At 61.7% G+C, this 22,923-nt stretch carries 18 protein-coding genes, 1 pseudogene and 1 riboswitch; of the genes and pseudogenes, 7 read left to right on the plus strand and 12 right to left on the minus strand.

What is annotated here, in order from left to right:
• Positions 1 to 194: 194 nt before the first annotated feature.
• The 3 genes and pseudogenes from AOZ07_RS18275 to AOZ07_RS13130 form a co-directional block, all read right to left on the minus strand.
• Positions 195 to 980: pseudogene (locus tag AOZ07_RS18275) on the minus strand (amidohydrolase family protein).
• Between the two features lie 135 nt (positions 981 to 1,115).
• Positions 1,116 to 2,672, minus strand: a complete 1,557-nt coding sequence (locus tag AOZ07_RS13125) for a DEAD/DEAH box helicase (RefSeq protein WP_060702391.1) — start codon at positions 2,670 to 2,672, stop codon at positions 1,116 to 1,118.
• 288 nt (positions 2,673 to 2,960) lie between these two features.
• Positions 2,961 to 5,012: an MMPL family transporter gene (locus AOZ07_RS13130; protein ID WP_236995189.1), complete on the minus strand. Its 2,052-nt coding sequence runs from the start codon at positions 5,010 to 5,012 to the stop codon at positions 2,961 to 2,963.
• A 217-nt stretch (positions 5,013 to 5,229) separates the two neighbouring features.
• On the opposite strand from AOZ07_RS13130, the gene AOZ07_RS13135 reads away from it, so the two are divergent.
• The 4 genes from AOZ07_RS13135 (at position 5,230) to AOZ07_RS13150 (ending at position 8,964) form a co-directional block, all read left to right on the plus strand.
• Positions 5,230 to 5,742 (plus strand): MarR family winged helix-turn-helix transcriptional regulator, encoded by a 513-nt coding sequence (locus AOZ07_RS13135; protein WP_022874311.1) that lies wholly within the window; start codon positions 5,230 to 5,232, stop codon positions 5,740 to 5,742.
• Complete coding sequence (locus tag AOZ07_RS13140) at positions 5,739 to 6,362, plus strand: LysE family transporter (protein ID WP_060702392.1); 624 nt, start codon at positions 5,739 to 5,741, stop codon at positions 6,360 to 6,362. Before AOZ07_RS13135 ends, AOZ07_RS13140 begins: the two co-directional genes overlap by 4 nt.
• A gap of 90 nt (positions 6,363 to 6,452) precedes the next feature.
• Positions 6,453 to 6,962 carry a low molecular weight protein-tyrosine-phosphatase gene (locus AOZ07_RS13145; protein WP_060702393.1) on the plus strand — a complete coding sequence of 170 codons (510 nt, stop codon included), beginning with the start codon at positions 6,453 to 6,455 and terminating at the stop codon, positions 6,960 to 6,962.
• Positions 6,949 to 8,964, plus strand: coding sequence for a chorismate-binding protein (locus AOZ07_RS13150; protein ID WP_060702394.1), 2,016 nt, complete (start codon positions 6,949 to 6,951; stop codon positions 8,962 to 8,964). Before AOZ07_RS13145 ends, AOZ07_RS13150 begins: the two co-directional genes overlap by 14 nt.
• Here the strand turns inward: AOZ07_RS13150 and cls are convergent.
• Positions 8,951 to 10,444 (minus strand): cardiolipin synthase, encoded by a 1,494-nt coding sequence (cls, locus tag AOZ07_RS13155; RefSeq protein WP_253917643.1) that lies wholly within the window; start codon positions 10,442 to 10,444, stop codon positions 8,951 to 8,953. The two genes, AOZ07_RS13150 and cls, sit on opposite strands and share 14 nt — an antisense overlap.
• A gap of 169 nt (positions 10,445 to 10,613) precedes the next feature.
• Here cls and AOZ07_RS13160 point away from each other — a divergent pair, with 169 nt between their 5' ends.
• Positions 10,614 to 11,489, plus strand: coding sequence for an aminodeoxychorismate lyase (locus AOZ07_RS13160; RefSeq protein WP_060702395.1), 876 nt, complete (start codon positions 10,614 to 10,616; stop codon positions 11,487 to 11,489).
• Here the strand turns inward: AOZ07_RS13160 and AOZ07_RS13165 are convergent.
• Positions 11,486 to 13,813 carry an ATP-binding cassette domain-containing protein gene (locus tag AOZ07_RS13165; RefSeq protein ID WP_060702396.1) on the minus strand — a complete coding sequence of 776 codons (2,328 nt, stop codon included), beginning with the start codon at positions 13,811 to 13,813 and terminating at the stop codon, positions 11,486 to 11,488. The two genes, AOZ07_RS13160 and AOZ07_RS13165, sit on opposite strands and share 4 nt — an antisense overlap.
• The gene (locus AOZ07_RS13170) at positions 13,810 to 14,430 is read right to left on the minus strand and encodes an ECF transporter S component (protein WP_060702397.1); all 621 of its coding nucleotides are present in this window, start codon (positions 14,428 to 14,430) and stop codon (positions 13,810 to 13,812) included. The genes AOZ07_RS13165 and AOZ07_RS13170 overlap by 4 nt, the downstream gene beginning before the upstream one ends.
• 63 nt (positions 14,431 to 14,493) lie before the next feature.
• A riboswitch (TPP riboswitch) is annotated at positions 14,494 to 14,617 on the minus strand.
• 73 nt (positions 14,618 to 14,690) lie between these two features.
• On the opposite strand from AOZ07_RS13170, the gene AOZ07_RS13175 reads away from it, so the two are divergent.
• Positions 14,691 to 14,942: a DUF4235 domain-containing protein gene (locus AOZ07_RS13175; protein ID WP_060702398.1), complete on the plus strand. Its 252-nt coding sequence runs from the start codon at positions 14,691 to 14,693 to the stop codon at positions 14,940 to 14,942.
• 52 nt (positions 14,943 to 14,994) lie between these two features.
• On the opposite strand, the gene mnhG is transcribed toward AOZ07_RS13175, so the two are convergent.
• The 6 genes from mnhG to AOZ07_RS13205 are packed head-to-tail and all read right to left on the minus strand — an operon-like array spanning position 14,995 to position 21,319.
• Positions 14,995 to 15,399 (minus strand): monovalent cation/H(+) antiporter subunit G, encoded by a 405-nt coding sequence (gene mnhG, locus AOZ07_RS13180; protein ID WP_060702399.1) that lies wholly within the window; start codon positions 15,397 to 15,399, stop codon positions 14,995 to 14,997.
• Positions 15,399 to 15,665: an MrpF/PhaF family protein gene (locus tag AOZ07_RS13185; protein ID WP_060702400.1), complete on the minus strand. Its 267-nt coding sequence runs from the start codon at positions 15,663 to 15,665 to the stop codon at positions 15,399 to 15,401. Before AOZ07_RS13185 ends, mnhG begins: the two co-directional genes overlap by 1 nt.
• A complete protein-coding gene (locus AOZ07_RS13190; protein ID WP_335334220.1) occupies positions 15,662 to 16,294 on the minus strand; it encodes a Na+/H+ antiporter subunit E in 633 nt (210 codons plus the stop codon). Before AOZ07_RS13190 ends, AOZ07_RS13185 begins: the two co-directional genes overlap by 4 nt.
• An 11-nt stretch (positions 16,295 to 16,305) precedes the next feature.
• The gene (locus AOZ07_RS13195) at positions 16,306 to 17,907 is read right to left on the minus strand and encodes a Na+/H+ antiporter subunit D (protein ID WP_060702401.1); all 1,602 of its coding nucleotides are present in this window, start codon (positions 17,905 to 17,907) and stop codon (positions 16,306 to 16,308) included.
• On the minus strand, positions 17,904 to 18,353 hold the full coding sequence (locus tag AOZ07_RS13200; RefSeq protein ID WP_022874324.1) for a Na(+)/H(+) antiporter subunit C: 450 nt from the start codon (positions 18,351 to 18,353) through the stop codon (positions 17,904 to 17,906). Before AOZ07_RS13200 ends, AOZ07_RS13195 begins: the two co-directional genes overlap by 4 nt.
• Entirely contained in the window at positions 18,350 to 21,319 is a 2,970-nt protein-coding gene (locus AOZ07_RS13205) for a Na+/H+ antiporter subunit A (RefSeq protein ID WP_060702402.1), read from the minus strand. The genes AOZ07_RS13200 and AOZ07_RS13205 overlap by 4 nt, the downstream gene beginning before the upstream one ends.
• A 226-nt stretch (positions 21,320 to 21,545) precedes the next feature.
• Between AOZ07_RS13205 and AOZ07_RS13210 the strand changes: the two genes are divergently transcribed.
• Positions 21,546 to 22,868 carry an MFS transporter gene (locus AOZ07_RS13210; RefSeq protein WP_060702403.1) on the plus strand — a complete coding sequence of 441 codons (1,323 nt, stop codon included), beginning with the start codon at positions 21,546 to 21,548 and terminating at the stop codon, positions 22,866 to 22,868.
• The last annotated feature ends 55 nt before the right edge of the window (positions 22,869 to 22,923 follow it).

The raw sequence follows: 22,923 nt of genomic DNA on the forward strand, positions 1-22,923 counted from the left end.
ACGCGATGAAGTGAAAATTTTACAATTTTTATCGGTCTTTTTTGAGGTAAGCGTTTCCAAAACGACAGCACAGTGCCGTTACGCTCATCTTTTCCGCGCAGCGCACAGGAAGCAAGCCACCCCCAAGCCTGAAGGCGAGGCCGCAAGATGGAACTGCACGGAACCCCGGGCGGCGCTTTACGGCGGCAACACTGTCAGGAGAGTGCAAAGAGCCGAGACGCATTGTCCGAGAACAGCTGCTGGAAATGGTCAGCGCCGACAGCCTCGCGATCCCATGCCTTGAGCTGCCCAAAGTAATTGTCCTCATGGCGAGTGAAAGGCCAATCGCTGCCGAAGACCATGCGCTCCCCCGCCCCGGCAGCCAGCAGCTCCGCCACCATGGACGAGGCCCCCTCCAGCGTGCTGCGGTAGCACCCGGACACCTTCACCTAGGCGCTGTCGCGCACGGCGAGCTGCAGCACCGCGGCTCGGCCTTCGGGCACGGCGGCATCCGGCAATCCCAGATGATCGATCACCAGCAGTGCCGGCCACTGAACCAGCGCCGGCCCCAGGGTTACCCATTGCTGCGCACTGGCCTGGATTTCCAAATGCCATCCGTGGCGCTGCATAATCCGTCCGACCAGCTGCCAGCTCGCTCCCGATATCTGCGGCAGCGGCTTGCCGAGCAGGTTCAGGCGCACCCCTCGCACGCCGGCAGCGTCCAGATGCCGCACGCGCTCTTCCGACAACTCGCGCTCCAGCTTGTAATCATCCACCACGATGACACCCCGCAACCTCTCCGGGTGCCGAGCCAGGGCTTCGAGCAAATAGCTGTTGTCGGTGCCCAGGAAACTTGGCTGCACCAGCACACCGTGGCTCATGCCATGGGCATCGAGCACTCCCAGATAGTCGCCGAGCGTCGCGGCATAGTCCGGTACATAACGGGCGTCAGCGGCTACGGGAAGCCCCGGTTCAAAAATATGGGCGTGGGGCATGTGCATGATCGTAGCCGCCCGGTCCTGGCCTGGCTGGCCTTCATCGTCCTGTAGCCGCGGATCCGGCCGGAAAATAAAACAGCCCGGGGACCAGTTCACAATGCTGAACTGGTCCCCGGGCTGGTTTGCTAGATCGAGGCTTTAGCGGCCGCTGTGCGTTGCAGGGCTGCTCGCCCGGCGCGGTCCGCGGCCGCTGCCGGTGGCTGGACGGGCGGACTGGCCGCCCTGGCCGGCAGTGCGTGTACCGCGGCCGCTGCCGGATGGACGCTCGGTGTTGGCGCCACGGGCTCCGCGGGCCGGTCGGTCGGCGTTGGCACCACGCGATGCGCGGGCTGAACGCTCGCCCTGGCCCATGGCGCCGTCGCGCTCCGGACGGCGGCGCTCGCCACCACGGCCCTGGCTTTCACCAGCAGGCTTGCCACCGCGTGCGTTGCGTCCGCCACCACGGCCACCACGAGCGTTGGAAGATTCGCCAGCAGGCTTGTTCTTCGCCGGGTTTCGCTTCTGCTGCACTGGAGCAACGTAAGGAACGTGCTCGGCAACTTCGCCAACAACCTTGGCCACAACTGGCGATTCCAGGTTGACCTTTTCGAAAGGCACCTTCAGTCCGGCCTGCCTCAGCAAGGTAGCAACGTCGCCCTGCTGATCAGGGGTGCAGATGGTGACCACGGTTCCATCCGAACCTGCACGCGCGGTACGGCCCGAGCGGTGGGTGTATGCCTTGTGCTCTGCTGGTGGATCGATGTGAACGACCAGCTCCACGCCATCAACATGCACGCCACGGGCGGCAACGTCGGTGGCGACAAGAACCTTTGCTTCGCCGGATGCAAAAGCAGCCAGGTTGCGGTCACGGGCATTCTGCGAGAGATTGCCGTGCAGGTCTACTGCGGGAACGCCAGCCTTGGACAGGGTGACGGCCATCTTCTTGGCGTGGTGCTTGGTGCGCATGAACATGATGCGGCGGGCCGTGCCCTGGGCCAGAACCCGAATGAGTTCCTTCTTGTCATCGCTGGGAACCACGAATACGTGGTGCTCCATGGTGTTCACAGCGGCTTCCGGCGCATCCACCGAGTGAATGGTCGGGTTGCTCAGGTAGCGCTTGACCACCTTGTCCACTCCGTTATCCAAAGTGGCAGAGAACAGCATGTGCTGGATGCCGGTTGGCATGCGATCCATGATGCGGCGAACTACCGGCAGGAAGCCCATATCAGCCATGTGGTCGGCCTCGTCCAGCACCGAGATCTCCAGCTGGGACAGGTCAACGATCTTCTGCTTGATCAGATCATCAAGTCGGCCAGGGCAGGCAATGACAATGTCAACACCGTCATTCATGGCCTTTTCCTGGCGGCTCTGGGCCACGCCGCCGTAGATGACGGTGGTGCGCAGGCCGCTAGCCTTCGCCAGGGGATCGACAGTCTTGGCGATCTGGGTTGCCAATTCACGGGTTGGCGCCATGATCAATGCGCGGGGGAAGCGGGCCTTGCGGCGCTGTGGACGCTGTGCCAAGCGAGCGACCAGTGGCAACGAAAAAGCCAAGGTCTTGCCGGAACCGGTCTGTCCGCGGCCAAGGACATCGCCGCCAGCCAAAGTGGATGGCAAAGTGGCTTCCTGGATCGGGAAGGGGGTTTCGATTCCGCTCTCGGAAAGGACTTTGGCAAGGTTTCCAGGCACGCCCAGGGCGCTAAAAGTTACGGACATATTCAAGCTTTCTCTCTGATTCGCACGCCACGAGCCGTGGCGCTGGGTCTCGCCGAGCCAGGAGGAAGTCCGCACCGCGCAGGGCCATCGTTCTGGCCTGCAACCACCGGTGAATCCGCACGGAATCATTCCGGGGAATCAGCTGGAGGGGAAATCTAAACTGTCGACGCATGCATCCGGTCAAATCCGGAGGTGCACAAGTATCCACTCTACAGTGCTTGAACCCGATTGGCCTGTGACCATCCCCGCTTTGCCCTTGATATGCCGGAGACTTTCACCACGTTCCCGCTACTTGCTGGCGCCAGTTTTGCGTGCCAATTTGGAGGGCCACCAGACCTTTGGCCCAATCTCCTCCACCAGTGCTGGCACGAGCAGACTGCGGACAATAAAAGTGTCAAGAAGCACGCCGAAGGCAACAATGAACCCCAGCTGTCCCAGGAACATGATGGGTACAACCCCTAGTGCGGCGAAGGTTGCCGCAAGAACAACACCTGCAGAAGTAATCACGCCGCCGGTGACCTGCAGCCCGCGGCGCATGCCTTCATAGGTGCCGATTTTCAAGGACTCCTCGCGCACTCTTGTCATGAGGAAAATGTTGTAATCCACGCCCAGCGCTACCAGGAATACAAAGCCGAACAACGGCACCGAAGGATCCGCGCCAACATAGTTGAAGACATTATTGAAGACCAATGCGCTAACGCCCATGGCCGTTCCATAGGAGAGCACCGTGGTGATCATCAAGAGCAATGGTGCGAGCACCGAGCGCAAGAGCAGCATCAGAATCACCAGGATCGCGCCCAGAGTTGTGGGGATGATCTTGTAGAGGTCCGCCTGCGCCGTTGCATTGGTATCGAGCTGCGTGGCGGTGGTGCCGCCAACCAGCGCTTGCGAATTGACCTGGTGCACTGCATCGCGCAGCGCAACGATAGTTTGCTTGGCCTCATCGGAGTCGGCGGCATCGGCCAGGGTCACAGAAATGAGGTTCCGCCCCTGGACCTCATACGGCTCAATTCCGCGCTCGGCAACCGCAGGGCCGCCATTTTCGGCCTGCAGGTACGCTGAGTCAACGCCCGTCACATCAAGAGCCTCGTCCAGGGTTGCCTGGGCATCTGCTTGATCAACAATCACCGTTGCCGGGGAGCCGGTTCCTCCCGGGAAATGCTCGCCCAGCGCTACCTGGCCATCCCGGGCTTCGGAACCGCCAACCACCAGTTCGCTTTGAGGCACTCCGTGGGCCTTGAGCCCGGTGACACCCAGAACTCCCGCGGCCAGGACGACAACTGTGATCATCCAGATCGGCCGTGGATGCCGGGCGACAAATCCAGCGATCCTGCCCCACAGGCCCGCCGGGATCCCCTGGTCCTGTTGACCGCTTTGAGGCTTGGGAGCAAATGGCCAGTAGGCGGCCCTGCCCAAGAGCCCCAATGCTGCTGGCAAGAAGCTCAGTGCAGCAATAATCGAGAAGATGATGCCCGAAGCGCCGATGGGCCCCAGAGCCTTGTTGGAGTTCAAATCCGAGAAGAGCAGGCAAAGCAGGCCCACGGTAACGGTGCCACCCGAAGCGATAATCGGCTCCAGCGAGCTCCTGAACGCCGTGGACACTGCCTGCCACTTGTCAGCGCCGGCGACCAAGGCTTCCTTGTGCCGTGCGACAAAGAGCAACGAGTAATCCGTGGCCGCGCCTATCACCAAAATGGAAAGGATGCCTTGGGCCTGGCCATCCAACCGGATCCAGCCTTCCGAGGCCATGAAATAGACGCTCAGAATCGCGGCGCAGAGGGCAACCATCGAGGTCATCAGCACCGTGATGGGCAGCAACAACGAGCGATAGACCAGCAGCAGGATAACCAGCACCGCTGCCAGTGCCACGCCCAGCAGAACACCGTCGATGCCGCCGAAGGCTTCAGCCAGGTCCGCGCTGAACCCTGCCGGACCGGTCACGTAGGCAGTGGTGTCTTCGGGCTTTTCCTCGGCGATCAGGGAGCGCAGTTCCTCCACGCCTTCTTTGGCTTCGGTCTCGCCGGAGATTGGTACGAGCAGTTCAGCAGCTTGCCCGTCCTTGGAAATAAACGGGCCAACCACATCCCCTTCGAGGTATGTGAAGCCGGCAAGCTTTTCGGCGAGCGCAGTGACGGCAGAAGTCTCTAGTTGCCCCGTGCCGGTTAGGACCACGACGGCGGGGATCGCTTCAGAAGTTTGGAATTTGTTCTGCCATTCAAGGGCCCGGGTGGCTTCTGCGCTGGCCGGAAGGAAAGAGGTCTGGTCATTGGTCTGGACTTCGGAAAGCTTCCCGAAAGTGGGTCCGCCAAGTCCAGCCACGCCGAGCCACAGCAGAATCAAGACAGCGTAGATTCCAGCTCTTATACCTATGCTTTTTCTTTTTCTGGTAGTGGACGAGCCGTTTGCTAGCTGGGTTTGTTGTGGCACTTTCGCGTTTCCTCATTCATAGTCGCGCTCTGCGCATCGATCCTCGATGTGAATCCAACATTACCCTAGATAGTTCCACCATCGAACTATTTTTTCTGGACACCGGCCAAAACGGTTTAGGATTGCGGCTATGACTGCAAGCGACTACCAGCAGCTGGTGGTGCTCCTACAGGAATTCAGCCAGGCAACCGACCGCTATGTTGAATCCACGGGAGCGCAATTCGGCACCCACCGAACGGACATGAACGCCCTGTCCATCATCATGAAGTACCAGCAACGCGGAGCACTGCCGTCCCCCAAGGACCTGAGCCATGAACTGCAATTGAGTTCCCCCGCCACCACTGCGATGCTGGACCGCCTCGCACGCCTGGGCATGATTGAACGGCTGCGCTCCGACCAGGATCGACGAGTCATCCGGATCTCTCCAACCGACAAGGCCCGGCTCAAGGGACGCCAAATGTTCATGCCGCTGGGCATGAAAATGATGGAAGTCATCGGCACCTACAACGACCAAGAACTCCAGATCGTTACCCGCTTCATGAACGATGCCATCGCCGGGGTCGACGCTGCCCGTCAAGAAGCCGTAACGCAAAGTCCCGCGAATCCCTCGAACCCGCCAGCGGGCACTAGCATTAACCGGTGACTCTTTCACTGTGGTTTTCCCTGCTCAGCGCCTGCATCATCATCAGCTTCACTCCCGGTGCTGGCGCCATCAACACCATGAACAATTCGATGCGCCAAGGCTGGCGCGCCTCCATCTGGGGCATCCTCGGACAGCAAATCGCCTTGCTCATCCATGTAGTGATTGTCGCCGCCGGCGTTGGAATCCTGGTAGCCAATAGCCCAGCGCTCTTTGCCATCATCCGATATGCCGGAGCGGCCTACCTGGTGTATCTGGGAATCCGAATGCTGCTGTCCAAGCCGGAAGTGGCCTCCGATGGAACCACCTCGGGGCGGCAGCTGACCCGACGCGCGATGCTCAACCGCGGGATCCTGGTCAACTTGCTCAATCCCAAGGCCATCGTGTTCTTTTTGGCTTTCACCCCGCAATTCATCAACGCGGATCAGCCGCTGCTGGGTCAATACGCGTTGTACATCGGAACGGTCATCGCCGTGGACATCCTGGTGATGTACTTCTTCTTTGCCGGAACCGCACGCACTTTCCAGCGCTTCACCGCCACCTACCGCGGCGCAAAGATGCTGAACATCCTCTTCGGGGTCCTGTTCATCCTTGTCGCTCTTCTGCTGCTGTTCCTGCACTAGCGGCATCAACCCTGAAACGTTACCGATTTATGCCCGACTTTCGGGCGCGTAGCTATCGCACCAGAGCGCTTGTGCCCATAGACTGATGCCATGTTCCGGATAATGATCGTGTGCACGGGGAATATCTGCCGTTCGCCTATGGCCGAGTACATGCTCAAAGACGCCTTGGTTAATGCCGACGTCAACGAAGTTCAAGTACTCTCGCGGGCCATCACCGACGGCGAAGTCGGCAACCCCATCGACGAGCGCGCCGCCAGCATCCTGCACAGCCATGGACTGGACGCCTCAGAACATGTCGCTGCCCAAATCGACGCCGATGAATTGGCCGATATGGATCTCGTCCTGGCCATGGACACCGACCACTTCGAAGAACTGGTACCAGAGTTGGCGGAGCTCGACCCGTCGCAACGACCTCAGCTGCGCATGTTCCGCTCCTTTGATCCGCAGGCCGCCAGCTCGCCGCATGACCGCCAGGGCGTTTACGACCCCTGGTATGGCGATGCCGGCGACTTCCGTGAAACCTGGAAACTTATTTCTGCTTCCCTGCCCGCCCTTGTAGATTACGTGCGGAGTAATATCGCTTCTCGTGGAAACCGCTAGACCAACTTTCATTGCCATTGATGGACGCTCCGGTTCAGGCAAAAGCACCTTCTCATCAGACCTAGCGCAACGCCTCTCAGCCACTTCGCCGGTGGCTGTGCTGCGCCTGGAAGACCTCTATCAAGGCTGGCACGGACTGGGCCATGCCTGCGAGCTGTACAACCAGTTGCTTCCTGCACTGGCCCGCGGGGAACAAGTCGCCTACCCCACCTGGGATTGGGCCGCTGGCTGCCTGGGGGAACAGCAAATCTTCTCCCCGGGCAGGATCGTGATCATCGAAGGTGTCGGCGCGCTCAATGACCAGGCGGCGAGCTTCATCGATGTGGGCATCTGGCTTGACGCGCCAGAGGACCTTCGGCGCGAGCGCGCCCTCGCCCGCGACGGCCAGACCTACACGCCATTCTGGAGCACCTGGGCTGATCAGGAAAACGGCTATCTGGCCGCAAATTCGCCGGAGCACCATGCTGACTTGGTCATCAACACCGCAACACTCGCCGATCCGCTCTCCGCCCTGGTCGAGGCTTCGCGGTTTCTGCCGGCAGGGAGCAAGCCATTGGGCCTGATCGGGTCCCAGGCCAACAGCGTGCCCACGCTGCGCCAAAGCTATCAAGCACCAGCCGACGCGGCCGCGCTCTTCGAAGCGCTCACCGAGCGGCTGCCGCATGCAGCCCTGCTGGAATCCACCAGCCAGCATCTGGAGGATCCGCTAGGACGCAACCGGTATTCCCTGCTCGCATTCTCCACCGCCCAGCAACCCCCGCTGCTCACCGCCGATGCCAGCGGAACCACGCTCCGCCTTCCCGGTGCACGCGTGCAACTGGGCCACGGCTTTTTTGATTCGCTCGCAGGGCTGTGGCCGCCAACCGCTCCGCTGGACACCGAGTACCCCTTGCCGTTGTGGGTCGGCTACCTGGGCTACGAGCTCAAGCGCGAAGTGGGTGCCGCGAATCTCCACGCGCACATCGCTGAGGGATCCTGCCGTCCCGACGCGCAATTCTTCGCCCCCGATACCATCGTGGTCATCGACCACCAGCTTTCGCGGATGCACCTGCACAGCACCGGCAAACCGGATGCCGCCATCACCATCCTGCTAGGCAATCCGCCATCGCATCGCGCCAGTGCAGCACTCCCCGTTCCGCAATTCAGCTGCGCCGACACGGCCTCCGGATACCAGGAGAAGATACGCCGTGCCCAGCATGAAATCTACGAGGGCAACACCTACGAGGTTTGCCTGACCACCGAGCTGACAGCCCATGCAGAGGACTTCAACCCCTTCGAAGCCTACTGCCGGATGCGCCAGTCCAGCCCGGCGCCGTTTGCGCACTATCTTCGGCTCACCGATCTTGAAGTCGCCAGCATCTCCCCCGAGCGCTTCCTTGCGCTGTCCAAGAACGGCCGGCTGCGCGCCGAGCCGATCAAGGGAACCCGGCCGCGAGGCATCGACGAGGAAACCGATCTGGCGCTCAAGCATGATTTGGCCACGCATCCCAAGGATCGTGCCGAGAACATCATGATCGTCGACCTGTTGCGCAACGATCTCTCCCATCATGCGGTGCCGGGGTCGGTGCGCGTGACCCGGCTGTGCTCGGTGGAAAGCTATGCCACGGTGCACCAAATGGTCTCCACCATTGATGCAGCCTTGCAGTCCCCAGAACTTGCAGCCGATGCTTTGCGCGAAGCCTTCCCGCCCGGATCGATGACCGGCGCCCCCAAGCTATCGACCATGAACATCTTGGACGAACTCGAAGAGCATCGGGCGCGCGGCTTGTATTCCGGCGCCGTGGGCTATCTCGGGGCCGATGGAGCCGCGGATTTCTCGGTAGTCATCCGCACCCTGGTCTGCGACAGGCTCCCCGACCAGTCGTGGCGCTTGTCGCTGGGACTCGGCGGCGCCATCACCGCGGATTCGGTGCCTCAGGATGAATGGGACGAAGTCATCACCAAGTCCCGTGGCGTGCTCCAGGCGCTGGGAGCCAGCTTCCCAGCCGCTACTGCAAGGTAGCGGTCAAGCGGGCCACATTGTCGATCCAGCGCTGCATGCGCGGACGGCGGCGCCACTGCGACAAGGTAATTTCCGAAGAAATCTCCCGATAGTGGTTCTGCACCGCATTCACGGCATCGACCATGTCCTTGCCCAGGAGCATGACCGAAATTTCCATGTTCAAGCTGAATGAGCGCATGTCCATATTCGAGGAGCCCACCACGGCGACGTCATCGTCCACGGTGAAGCACTTGGTATGCAGGACCATCGGAGCGGGATAGCAGTGGATGCGCACGCCTGCTTCCAGCAGTTGCTGGTAGTAGGACTGCTGCGCGTGATGGACCAGGAACTGGTCTCCTTCTTCACAGACGAACAGTTCCACTTCCACCCCGCGCTGCGCGGCCGTGGTGATCGCATAAAGCAGCGAATCGTCGGGGACAAAGTAGGGGCTGGTAATTTCCAGGCGTTCGGACGCCGAGTAGATCAGCGTGTTGAACAGGCGCAGGTTATTCTCCGTGCCAAAGCCCGGACCGCTGGGAAGCAGCTGGGCCAGAGTAGAGCCCGGGCGCTCTTCATAAGCCAGCGGATGCCGTGCCTCGTTCATGTCCATCAGCACTTCTTGGTCGTCATCCTCTTGCCACCAGTCGATGGCAAAGGTCACGTCCAGGCTGCGCACCAATGGGCCTTCAACGCGAAGCATCATTTCAACCCATTCACGCCCGACCTTGTGCGAGGACTTGCGCTTGTAGCCGGGCTCAATCAAGTTCTGGCTTCCGGTGAAGCCGACTTCCCCGTCGATCACCAAGATCTTGCGGTGGTTGCGCAAATCCGGGCGGCGCCAGCGCCGGCCAATCAGGTCGATGGGCAGCATCGGACGCCAATTGATGCCCGACTTCTTGAGCCGTTTTTTCAGCTCGCCATAGCCCTTGACCCGCAAGGTGCCCAGGTGGTCGAAGAGCAAGCGCACGTGCACCCCGCGCTGGACTGCCCGCTCCAGCGCGTCGAGCACCGGTCCAACATATTCTTCGTCATCACCCATGATGTAGAACTGGATGTGGACATAGCGGGTGGCCTTGTCGATTTCTTCGCGCATCGACTCCATGGAGGAACGATACTCGGAAATCACCTCGACACTGTTGCCGCCTTCCAGCGGCATCGCGCCGAGGTTGCGGTTGAGCATCACCGCGGATTCAACCCACTCTTCTTGTGAATGGAACTCCTCCGGCATCTGCATGTGCCTGGTGGCATCCATGATCTGCGCATGGGCGCGTTGCTGCTTTTCCAAGCGGCGGCGAGAAAGGCGCGGATTGGCAAACAGCCAGTAGGCCAGCAGCCCGACCACGGGGAGGAAGAAGATCGCCAGCAACCAGGCCATGGCCGTTGTCGGGCGCCGATTGCCGGGGACGATGCCGATCATGAAGTAGCGAACCGCGAGTTCGATAGCGACCAGGATGCTCCACAGCACGCCACCGATTTGCACCAGCACTTCATTGCTTGGCAACACTAAGGCACCCCCTTGGCAATGCACGATGATCGACGCAATTTTCGGCTCTGATCTGCGTCAGGCAGCTCAAATGCCTCCGCCCAGCTTATCTAAGATTCTTCGCCTTGTCTGAACACCATTCAGAAGAAAGGCCACGGAAGTGGCATGGGTTCGATAATCTGTAGGTATGAGCTCACTAGTATTCTTGGATCCGGCCTATCCGGCAGGCTACTTGGCCGATATTTCAGCACCCCAGCTTCTGGTCACCGCGCAGGGAGTCACCCGCGGTGACGGTGTTTTCGAATCGATGCTCTACACCAACCAGGCTGTCCGAAAAATCGAGGCCCACTTGGCCCGCCTGGCCACCTCGGCCGAGGTGGCCGATCTGGTCATCCCCGATGCGCGCAGCTGGTACGCGGCGGTGGATACCGCAGTCGCCGACTTTGATGCCACCGGCGGCGCCGAAGAAGCAGTGGTCAAGCTAGTTGCAGCCCGCGGCCAGCACGATGAGGATCCGGCCATCTGCTGGGTCACGGTCACCCCGGCCCCGGCCTTGGGCAAGGAACAGCGCGAGACCGGTGTCGACGTGTTGCTGCTGGATCGCGGCTACGACTCGAAACTCTCCGAACGCGCACCGTGGCTGATGATGGGCGCCAAAACCCTGTCCTACTCAGTGAACATGGCGGCCCTGCGCTACGCCCGCAAGCACGGAGCCCACGACGTCATTTTCACCTCGGCCGACGGCATCGTGCTCGAAGCGCCAACCTCTACCGTGCTGGTGGCCCAGCGCGATGGCGAGACCAAGCGCCTGCTGACCCCGATGCTGGAAACCGGCATCTTGCCGGGAACCACGCAGAGCGCCATTTTTGATGCGGCAGCCCAGGATGGCTGGGAACTGGGCTACGGCCCATTGCGTCCCGAGGACCTCTACCAGGCAGACGGCGTATGGCTGGTTTCTTCCATCCGCCTGCTCACCCCGGTGCGCACCATCGACGCCAAGCCGCTGCGCTTGGACGCCGAGCTCCATGAAGAGCTCAGCGCCCTCAGCGAGGCGATCCGCTAGCCCCAGACCAGGTTGTAGGTGCCGGCCAGCACGGCCGCGCCTACAGCCACGGTGCCCAGCACGATGCCCGCCAACAGCACCGCGGCATCCTTGCTGGTGAAGGTGGCTGTGCGAATCCAGGTGCGTTGCCCGATGCCGAAGCCCTTGGCTTCCATGGTGACCGCCAGCCGCCCGGCCCGGCGAAGTGCTTGGACCAGCAGGGCCAGGCACTGGCCCAGCTTCGCGGAGATGCGCTGGGCAACGGTGCCGAAGCTGCCCACCCCGCGCGCCCGCCGAGCCAGCCCGAGAGTGGCGAATTCTTCGACCATCAGCCCTAGCAGGCGCATGCCAGCCAGCGCTCCGAGCACAAAACGGTGCGGAACTCGCAACTGCTGCGACAGTGCCCCGCCCAAGTCGCTGGGATTGGTGGTTGCCAGCAGCAAAATGCATGGAAGCGCCAAGGCGAAGGCCCTCAAGCCGGTGGCGATACCGCCGTGGACCGAGCCCTCGGTGATGCTGAAGATCCCCAGCTGCGCATACACGGCGCCGCTGTCCTGCCCCACCAGGGCAATGCCCCAAGCGGCCACCACCCCGGCGATCAGCAGGGGCCAGGCCCGCTTGAAGAATCTTGCCGGGCTCAAGCCCGCCAAGGGGAAGGCCAGGATGGTCGCAGCCACGACCACCAGCGCCGAAACCCAATCCAAGGTGGTAATCAGGGGCAAGGTGGCTGCTGCCACCGCGCCCAGCTTGGCCAGGGGATTGATCTTCGCCAGCCAGCTGTGGCCCACCGGAGCGTCCAGGACCGGGCCCCTGGCTATCGCGGGCTGTTGCTTCGCGACAGCGGCCAGGTGAATCTCCTGGGCCCCCAGAACGCTGGCCAAATGCTCATCGTGAGTCACTGCGATAATCGCAGTGTCCTGCTCCAATTGCTCCACGAGCAACCCGGCAAGCTCCCGCCACGTCCTGGCGTCCTGCCCGAAGGTTGGCTCGTCCAGGATCAGCACGTCCGGGGCCGCGGCCAACACCGTGCCCACCGACAACCGGCGCTTCTCCCCTCCCGAAAGGGTGAAGGGATTGGCTTCGGCCAGATGCTGCAAGCCCAAACGCTGCAGCAGCGACTCGACCAGGGCATCAACCTGCTGCGGTTCATACTTCAGCTCATGGCCGCCGCTTGCCTTCGCCCGCAGCGGCGCAAATGCCAATTCTTCGCGCACGCTCTGGGTGACAAATTGGTGTTCGGGTTCCTGGAACACCGACCCTATCCGGCCGATCAGGGCTCCTGCCCGCCAGCTGAACGGTGATTTCCCCAGGCCGTTGGCTAGCGCGTCGGAAGCCTGCAGGGCTCCCTGTGCCGGTTCCAGCAAACCGCCCAAGGTCAGTGCCAAGGTGGATTTCCCGGCGCCATTCTCCCCGCGGATAACCGTCGCCGTTCCGGCGCTCACCGCCAGATCCACCGCTTGGGTCCGGGGCGCTTGCCCGCTGCGGGCGCTGACCAGCTCGGCGGCTTCCAGAAGCAGCGCCCCGGGCCGGGGGCTGGCCGGTTGGACCTGTGGCGAATAGCCTGGCACCCACACCCCGGCCTCCGAAAGCTCTGCACGCAGGCTTTCATCGTCAATGAGCCGTTGCGGGTCCAGGTCGTGGGCGACACCTCCGCCTGGTTCGAGGACGATCACTCGATCCATATGTTCTGCCCACGCATCCAGCCGGTGCTCGACCACGATCAGCGTGGCGCCACTAAGCTGGGCGGCGTTGAGCACCGCATCGCGCAATGGCCCGATGCCTTCCGGGTCGACGTTGGCGGTGGGTTCATCAAGCAGCATCAGCCCCGGCTGCATGGCCAGGATTCCGGCCAGGGCCAGGCGCTGCTTTTGCCCGCCGGACAGTTCCTGGGTGCGGTGGTCCATGGGCAGCATGCCCAGCCCCACCGCGTCCAGGGCCTCGGGAATTCTCTGGCGGATGATGGCCGGATCCACCGCCAGGTTTTCGGCGCCAAAGGCCACATCGTCGGCGACCCGGCTTTGCACCACCTGGGTCTCCGGGTCCTGCTGCATCAGTCCCACCGGGTGTTCCCGGGCGAAGGCGTCCGACCCGTCGATGAGCAATTGACCGGCGATCTGCTCGGCCCCATCGACTTCCAGCAGTCCGGCCAGGGCATGGAGCAAGGTTGACTTGCCTGCCCCGGACGGGCCGATCAGCAGCACCTTTTCGCCGGAGTTGATCTGCACGTCAAATGCCGAGATGGCAGGTTGCGAGCGTTCCGGGTGTTGCCAGCAAAAACCTCGAGCAATGATCTCGATGCCTCGCCGAGTTTGTGCCGTGGCACCGGTGTTAGCCACCGAACTCATTTTGCGGCCAGTTTTCCGGATTCAAGGTGTGCCCGGCGGCTGGCCAAAGCGCTCAACGCGCCGGTCTTGGCCAGGCCGCGGGTTGCCAGCCAGGACAGCAGGCCTGCAACAATCAGCCCGGAGACACCGGTAGCGATCACGTGGAACAGCTTCAGCGCCGGGGTGTATTCAACGTAGTAGGCCATGATGTAGGCCTCGGAAATACCGGCGAAAAGTCCAGAGAAGAGCCCTGCAAGCAATGCCACGCCCAAGTTCCACTTGCGGTAGCGGAACGCGGCAAAGACCACTTCAGCACCCAGGCCCTGGACCAGGCCGGACAGCAGCACGGTCAGGCCATAATGCGAACCGAGCAGCGCTTCGACCACCGCTGCCAGCAGCTCGCAATACAGGGCCGCGCCGGGCTTGCGGATAATCAGCGCGCCAAGCACTGCGGGGAAGAGCCAAACGCCGGTGAGCAGCGCTGCCGCGGGCGGGAAGGCCGCAAAGGCCAGCGAGAACAGCCCGTAGCCTGCGCTCCAGGCCCAGAAGATGACGCCCGAGGCGACTGCGATGACCGATGCGGTGACGATGTCTACGACGCGCCAGCCAGAACGCTGGTTTGCTGCTGATTGGTTCATTGGTGGTCCTCCTATATCAAGGAGGGGAGATGTACGGATCCAGGGCACAATGCTCCCGGTCCGCATCCGAGATGCTCGACTTCCTTCGCCGGTACTAGCCGGAGCAGGTTCGAGGGTCTGCGATCTATCGCACTCTCAGCGTCTTGCGACTCCAGTTTCGAAGTCTGACGCTCCCCTGTCGGAAAATTACTGCCCACCTACCATACCGCAGGTATGCTGGGCAGAGGAACGATAAGTCACGACGTTGAAGCGAGGGCAAAATGAATACAGTGCAGAAACTTGCCACCACGGGAATTTCCATTGGCGCCGGTTTTGTCGGCAGCAAGCTGGTTGACCAGCTGTGGAAGGGTTTCACCGGAAACAAGGCACCCCGCAAGGGAAGTGAAGAAGCCGCCGAGGCTTCGCTGCGCCAGGCTCTCGGATTTGCGATCTTCTCGGCCATCGTGGCAGCCACCATTCAGGTGCTGGCAGACCGCGGTAGCAACAAGGTAGTCGCACGCTTTAGCAAGTAGTGCACACAGCACGGGCATCCCGCCGTCGGCGGGATGCCCGTGCTGTGTTGTCCTAGTCTTCAGATTTTCCCGATGCACCCGAGGTTGCATCGAAGGTTCCGGTGGGCGGGGCACTGCTGGTCTTGTCTACAATCTGCTTGAGCTCATCGGCATAGAGCGAATCCTTGGCAGCGTGCTTGGTGCGGTAGCCGGAGCGCCCGATCATATGGGCCGAAACCGGCGCGGTCAACAACTGCATCCCCCATGCCAGGAAGAGCACGGGAACCACAGCCCAGCTGCGCAGATGAATCGCCAGCCCGGTGAAGATCAGCAAGAACCCGAGGACCTGGGGCTTGGTTGCGGCATGCATGCGGGTGAGCATGTCGGGAAAGGTCAGCAGGCCAATACCGGCAATCAGCGACATGAGGCAACCGGCAATCAGCAGTACTGCCACGAGAATATCCACGAACATCTCCATCAGGCATTCCTCTGGTCAGAAACGTAGCGCGAGACGGTGACCGAGCCGATGAAGCCCAAAGTGCAAGCGGCAATGACGAAGAGCAGGTAGTCGGAGTGCCGGTTGTAGACCATCTCCAGGCACAGGGCCACGGAGATGATCAGCAGCATCACGTCCAGTGCGAGGACGCGGTCGAGAATCGAGGGGCCCTTGGCCACGCGGATTACACAGGCAACGGTGGCCAAGCCCAGCATGATGCCGCAAATCCACATCACGATTTCCATCATTTTTTGCCCTTCATTCGCATCAGGTTCGGTCCGCATTCGTGCTTGATCGCGTCGAATTCATCCCGGCTGCCGATGGCCATGATCATCCGGCGTTCAATGTCGCGCACGGCTTCGCGGGCGCGGTCCATATCCTGCCTTGATTCGATATTGATGTAGTGCAAGTACAGCGTTGAGGAACTGCGGTCCACGTCAATGACGAAGGATCCCGGGATCAGGGTCAGCACATGGCCAACCGTTGTCACGATCAGATCCGAGTCGGTGCGCAAAGGAACCGCAATGACCCCGCTGCGGGTCTTCTTTCCCCGGAAGATGGCCAGTCGGGCCACTTCGAAGCTGGCCACAAACACCTGGCCGATAAACCAGATGAATAGCTGCAGGCAGTACCAAACGTTCATGCGTCCCGAAAGCACCACCGGAGGCAGCGGAAAGAGCGTGACGATGACCAGCGCGATAATCACACCGAAGATCAGGTTCGCCGGAGAGAAATCCTGCCACAGTGCGCACCACACAAAAATCAGCAGGGCCAGCAGCGGCCATTCCTGCTTGAGCGTCGCCCGGTGGCGCACGCCTGAGGTATCCAGCGCATCATCAATACGCTGGTCACCGGGTTTCAATTTTTTAGTCGGCATCATCCCTCCAATCAGAATGGCAAGATCGCGTTGATGTATGCGTCGCGGGCAATGAGCTCCGCGGCGACCCGTTCACAGAATTCAAAAATCGGCCCGGCAAAAATAGTCAGGGCAATACCCGCTGCCACCAGCGAACCGGTGGCATAGCGCATGCCCCAGGGCAGGGACGCAGCTTCCAATTCCCGGGCCAGCTTCAGGCCCAGGCCGGGGTTCTGCGCTCCACCAGCCGCGGTTTCGGACGCCACCTGGGCTGCTTCATCCACCAGCTCCTGGTTCGGCACCTCGGCATCGGCAGCGCGACGCCAGAAGATGCGGGCCCAGACACGAATGATCGCCAGCAACGTCAGCAGGCTGGTCAGCAGGCCGGCGCCCACCACCACCCAGGTCAGCGGGTCGGCATCCTGCACGGCGGCATGGAGCAGCCCGAACTTGCCCAGGAAACCGGAGAACGGAGGAATGCCGCCGAGGTTGATCGCCGGAATGAAGAAGAGCAGGGACAGGGCCGGGGAAAGCTTGGCCAATGAGCCCAGCTTGGTGACATTGGAGCTTCCGGCACGGCGTTCTATCAGGCCAGCGACCATGAACAGCGAGGTCTGGACGATGATGTGGTGGCCCACGTAGTAGATGGTCGCCGCAATGGCCAGCGGTCCCCCGACAGCCACGCCGAAAATCAGGTATCCGATGTGGCTGGTGAGGGTGAAGGAGAGCATGCGCTTGAAGTCCGTCTGCGCCAGCGCACCAAGAATACCGATCACCATGGTCAGCGCCGCCACCACCAGCAGCCCGGCGTTCACGGCGCCACCCGGGAAAATCAGTGTTTCGGTGCGCACGATTGCGTAGACGCCCACCTTGGTCAGCAAGCCGGCGAACACCGCGGTCACCGGTGCCGGTGCCGTCGGGTAGGAGTCCGGAAGCCACAGGGACAGCGGGAACACTGCCGCTTTAATGCCGAAGGCAATCAGCAGCAGCACATGCAAAATCAATTGCGGGCCCTGGTCCAGTTCGGGCAGCTTCACGGCCAGGTCGGCCATATTCACCGTGCCGGTCGCCGCATAGGTCATGGCGATGGCCATCAGGAAGATCACCGAGGACACCACCGAAACCACCACGTAGGTGGTACCGGCGCGGATGCGTTCGGCAGTTCCGCCCAGGGTCAGCAGCACGTAGCTGGCGGTCAGCAGGATTTCGAACCCGACGTACAGGTTGAACAGGTCGGCGGCCAGGAAGGCGTTGGACACACCGGCGAGCAGGATCAGGTAGGCCGGATGGAAGACCGACACCGGGCCGGGCTCATCGCCGTCGGCCAGGCCCTGGCTGGTGGCGAAGAAGAGCACTGCCAGCGAGACCAGGGTGGAAATCAGCAGCATGAAGGAGCTGAAGCCATCGACCATCAGCGCGATGCCAAAGGGCGACTCCCAGCCGCCGATGTGGATGGCGTAGCTTTCGCCTCCCCATACCGCGGCGAGCATGCCCGCTTCCAGCACGAGGGTCAAGCAGAGGATCCCGATGGTGATCAGGCGCTGGGTGCGCACCTGCCGCCGTGCCAAGAACGCCGCCCCGGCACCGATAATCGGCAAGACCACGGCCAGGGGTGCTAGATCCAGAAAATTCACTCTTCCCCCTCGCGCACTGGGCGGCCCTCTTCGTCAACGAATTCGGTCGTATCCTCTGCCACCGGCGAGTCTTCCTCTTCGTCGTATGCGGTCTTCTGCGAGACCTTGATATCTTCGGTGTCATCGGCCAGTTCATCGGCGCTGGTCAACGTCCAGGAACGGTAGATCATGGCCAGCAGGAAGGCGGTGACTGCGAAGGTGATCACGATGGCCGTGAGGATCAGGGCTTGCGGCAACGGATCCGAATATTCCTCGGCAGCCAATCCGGATTGGAACAGCGGTGCCACTCCGCGCCGGCCGCCGCTGGTGAGGATCAGCAGGTTGATGCCGTTGCCCAGCAGCATGATGCCCAGCAGCACGCGGGTCAGCGTGCGTTCAAGGACCAGATAGAATCCGGCCGCCAGCAGCACCCCGGTAATCACGAGGAAGGTGATGTTCACGCTCATCGTCCAACTCCTGTCCGTGATGCTTCAACAAAGTCGTGGCGATCCACCGGGCTGCGTCCTTCGGAGAGCGAATCGATCTCGCTGCCCAGCGAACGCAAGACATCCTGCACCAGGCCCAGCACCACCAGGTAGACGCCGATATCGAAGACGGTGGAGGTGACAAACTTGTGGTCGCCGAAGAACCAGAATTCCATGGCATAGGTCGTGAATATTTCATCGCCCATCAGCAGCGGCACAATTCCGGACAGCCCGGCCAGCGCAATCCCGCCACCGATCAGCATGCCCGGGGCGATCCGCATGGACTCGGAGAGCTCGATGCGTCCTCCGGCCAGGTAGCGGATGGTTAATGCCAGCCCTGCGATCAGCCCGCCGGCAAAACCGCCACCTGGCGTATTGTGCCCGGTGAGCAACGTGTAGACCGAGAGGATCAGCACCGAGTGGAACATCAGGCGGGTGACCACTTCAAAAATGATGGAGCGCCGTTCGGCGACCAGGGTGCTTCCTGCCATCAGCCAGTCCTGGTTGCCGCTGGAGGCGAAACGCCTGGCAATGCGCAGTTCCACTTCCTTGGAGTCCTTGCCGCCCATGGCTTCGGAGCCCGAATCGATGCTTCCCGGGGCCACCTCGTGGGCACGCACCCGGTTGCCGAAGCTGCGTCCTGCGAAGATCAGCGACGCCACGCCGGTGGCAGCTGCCGCCAGCACGGTGATTTCACCGAAGGTGTCCCACACACGCATATCCACCAGGGCAACGTTCACAATGTTCTTGCCGTAGCCCTGGTTGTAGGCCAATTCCGGCCAGGCCAGCGAGATGCTGGCTTCTTGGCGGGCGCCCATCATGGCGATGGCAATGTAAATGACCATCACTGCCAAGGCAATCGCCATCAGGGCGCGGCCCCACTTGATACGGACCACCCCGCCCCACAAGCGCTTGGGCAGGGCGCGCAGGGCGAGCACGAAGGAAACCAGCACGATGGTTTCGACCAGCAGCTGGGTCAGCGCCAGATCCGGTGCCCCCTGCAGCGCAAAAATTGCCACCATGCCATAGCCGGTAACCGAGACCATCAGCACCGCCATGAAGCGCTTCGGGGCGATGATTGCCACCACGGCGCCGGCGATAATAATCGCGCCGATCAGCAGCTGGGCAGGATGATCGGCAACAATCCAGTTCTGTGGCCATGGCGTAGACACGGTCAGGGCGATGCCCAGCGGAAGCACCAGCACTACGCCCAGGATCACTCCCAGGTAGAAGGACAGCGAACCACGCTGGGTGCGACCGGTGATCCAAATCGCCGCCATGTCCAAGGCGTTCACCGACATGCGGTAGATTTCTTCGGCCGAGACCGTCATCCGGCGCAGTGGTGCCCCGGTATCGGTTCGCCGGCGGATCCAGTAGAAGGCCAGGCCCAAGCTCGCCGACAGCGCGCTCAGCCCGAGGGCCGCATTAAAACCGGCAAACGGCAGCAGGTGCATCTTGCCTGGTCCGCCCTGGGCCTCAGACCACTGCAGCATCAGCGGTTCCACCAGCTGCGGGTAGACGCCAAGGAGGAGCGTCAGCGCCGAAAGCACCAGCAGCGGTGCCAGGAAAATGAGGGTGGGCGCCTTGCAGATCAGCGCAGGCACCGAATGCTTCTTCACCCCGAAAGCCCCGAAGAAGAAACGCAGCGAATAGCCCATGGTCAATCCGGCGCCCAGCACCAGACCGATCAGCGCGATCATGCCCCACGGGGTGTCAAGGTGCAACGCTGACTCGTAGACTGCTTCCTTGGCGACGAACCCGAAGAGCAGCGGGATTCCGGCCATCGAAGCGGCCGCGATCCCGGCGGTGGCTGTGAGGATTGGCATGGCACGGCGCAGCCCGCTGAGCTTTCGAATATCACGGGTGCCGGTGTTGTGGTCGATGATGCCCACGCTGAGGAACAGCGTCGCCTTGAACAGCCCGTGCGCCAAGGTCATGGCCAGCGCGGCGAAGGCAGCTTCCGGGGTGCCGAAGCCGAATATCGCGATGATGAATCCGAGCTGCGAGACGGTGCCAAAGGCCAGGATCAGTTTGAGGTCGTACTGCTTGAGCGCACGGAAGCCGCCGATCAGCATGGTCGCAATGCCGATGCCCACCGTCATCGGCGCCCACAGGTTGGTGTCGGCGAAGCCCGGTGCCAGCCGGGCGATGAGGTAGACGCCGGCCTTGACCATCGCGGCAGCGTGCAGATAGGCGGAGACCGGGGTTGGCGCGGCCATGGCGCCGGGCAGCCAGAAGTGGAAGGGCACCAGCGCCGACTTGGAAATGGCGCCCACAATGATCAGGGCCACTGCCACGTCGGTGTAGCCGCCCAAGGCGACCAGCTGATCTGAAGAAGCGATGATCTCGGAAAGCTGGTAGCTTCCGGCCTTGGCACCGATCATCAAGATGCCGGCGAGCATCACCAGCCCGCCCAGGGTCGTCACAATCAGCGCATTCATCGCCGAACGGCGGGCCGTGATCAGGGCCTGGTTAAAACCAATCAGCAGGTACGACAGGACACTGGTGATTTCCCAGAAGATGAACATGATGATCACGTCGTCCGCGGTGACCAGGCCGGTCATTGCTCCGGCGAAGGCGACCATCTTGGCGGCAAATCCACCGATTTGCGGGTCATCGTTCTTGAAATAGCGGGCGCAGTAGAACAGCACCAGCGCGCCAACGCCGAGAATCAGCAGCAGGATCGTGGCCGCTAGCGAATCCAGCCGGAAGTTCAATCCGATATTCAGTCCGGGAATCCACTGAATGCCAATGGATGGTGGTGCGTTCGGCGCGCCGTTGGCCAAGGATTCATCGGCGGCGAGCACCCCCGGAAGCTGAGTCAAGAGCCAGGCGAATCCCGCTGCCGGGACGACCGCCACCACATAAAAGGCGTTTCGTTTCAGCGCCCGGAAGAGCATCGGGCACAAAAAAGCGGTCACAAACAACGCAGCGAGAATTACTAGCACGTGTCTCCTCTGTCGTCTGGCGGATGGGCAGAGTGCGATGACCACGAAAAAATAGTCTGCACCTGTAATTTTATCAGCCGGCCGCTGCCTGATTCCGTGGGATGTGACGCTGGCGGCATATTTTCTGCTGTTTCCGCGATCAGCTGATTTTGGGCTTTTACACAGGAACGCCTAATTTCTGTGTGGGGTTCACCAATGGTTCTCATGCAACGGGTACGATTCGACCATGTCAATCAATCAGCCGATGTCGAGGCCAGTGAGCGAAAAATGGCTCAACAAGTACACCTTGGCATGGGCAAGCTGGGACTGGGGCCAGGCCGCCATCAACGCGGTCATGATCACCTTTGTATTCACGGTGTACCTGACCAGCGATCTTTTTGGCGACAAGGACCATGCCTCCCTGGTGCTCTCCCAAGCACTGACCGTCGGCGGCCTGGCCATCGCCTTTTTGGTGCCCGTCACCGGGTTGCGCGCTGATGCTGCTGGCCGGCGCAAACTATGGATTGTGGTCAATACGCTGATCCTCGTTGCAATTTGCGCCGCCTGTTTCTTTGTCTACCCGAATCCGGCGTTCTTGTGGTTCGGGGCCATTCTTATCGCGTTGATGTCGGTGGTCAGCGAGTTTGCCGGGGTGAACTACAACGCCGTGCTCAACCAGATCTCCACCAAGGCCACCGTCGGCAAGGTGTCAGGATTCGGCTGGGGCATGGGCTACGTTGGCGGAATTCTCGCCTTGGCACTCGTGCTCTTCGGATTCGTTGAACCGATCGTCCAGTGGCCGGGGGCTTCCAGCGAGAACTCGCTGAATCTGCGATTGATCGCTCTCTTCTCGGCGGGCTGGTGCCTGGTCTTTGCCCTGCCGCTGTTTTTCATCATCCCCGAATCCCCACCGGCCAGTGCAGTCAAAATCCCGCTCAAGGATTCCTACAAGGTGCTGTTTGCGACCATCAGGAACTTGTGGAGCAGCGACCGCAACCTGCTCTTCTTCCTCTGCTCATCCGCAGTCTTCCGCGATGGCCTCGCCGCGATCTTCACCTTTGGCGGCGTCATCGCTGCAGGAACGTTCGGCTTCGCCCCCTCGGAAGTCATCATCTTCGCCATTGCCGGCAATCTGGTCGCGGCCCTCGGCGCAGTATTGGGTGGCCGGCTCGACGACACGCTGGGACCGAAAAAGGTCATCTGTGGTTCGCTGGCGGGACTGCTGGTTGCCGGCGCCGGGGTCTTCCTCTCTCCGGGGGCCAGCGGCTTCTGGATCTTCGGATTGCTGTTGTGCCTGTTCGTCGGTCCCGCCCAGTCCGCTTCGCGGTCCTACCTTTCCCGGCTGGTCCCCGCCGGGCGCGAAGGTGAGCTCTTCGGCCTCTACGCTACGACCGGGCGAGCGGTGTCGTTCTTGGCACCCGGGCTTTTCGGGTTGTCCATTGCCTTGGCCACCCCGTTTGTCGCTTCGGGGAGCGCCCAGCGTTTTGGCATCCTGGGCATCCTCGTGGTGCTGGCTCTCGGCTTGCTTCTGTTGTTGCCGATTCGATCGCCGCGGAATCCAGATGCCTAGGCAATTGCTGCTTTGAAGCAGATAGCACAATGGGTCGGCCCCCGCGGGGGCCGAC

This window comes from Glutamicibacter halophytocola, from assembly GCF_001302565.1.
Classification (GTDB): domain Bacteria; phylum Actinomycetota; class Actinomycetes; order Actinomycetales; family Micrococcaceae; genus Glutamicibacter; species Glutamicibacter halophytocola.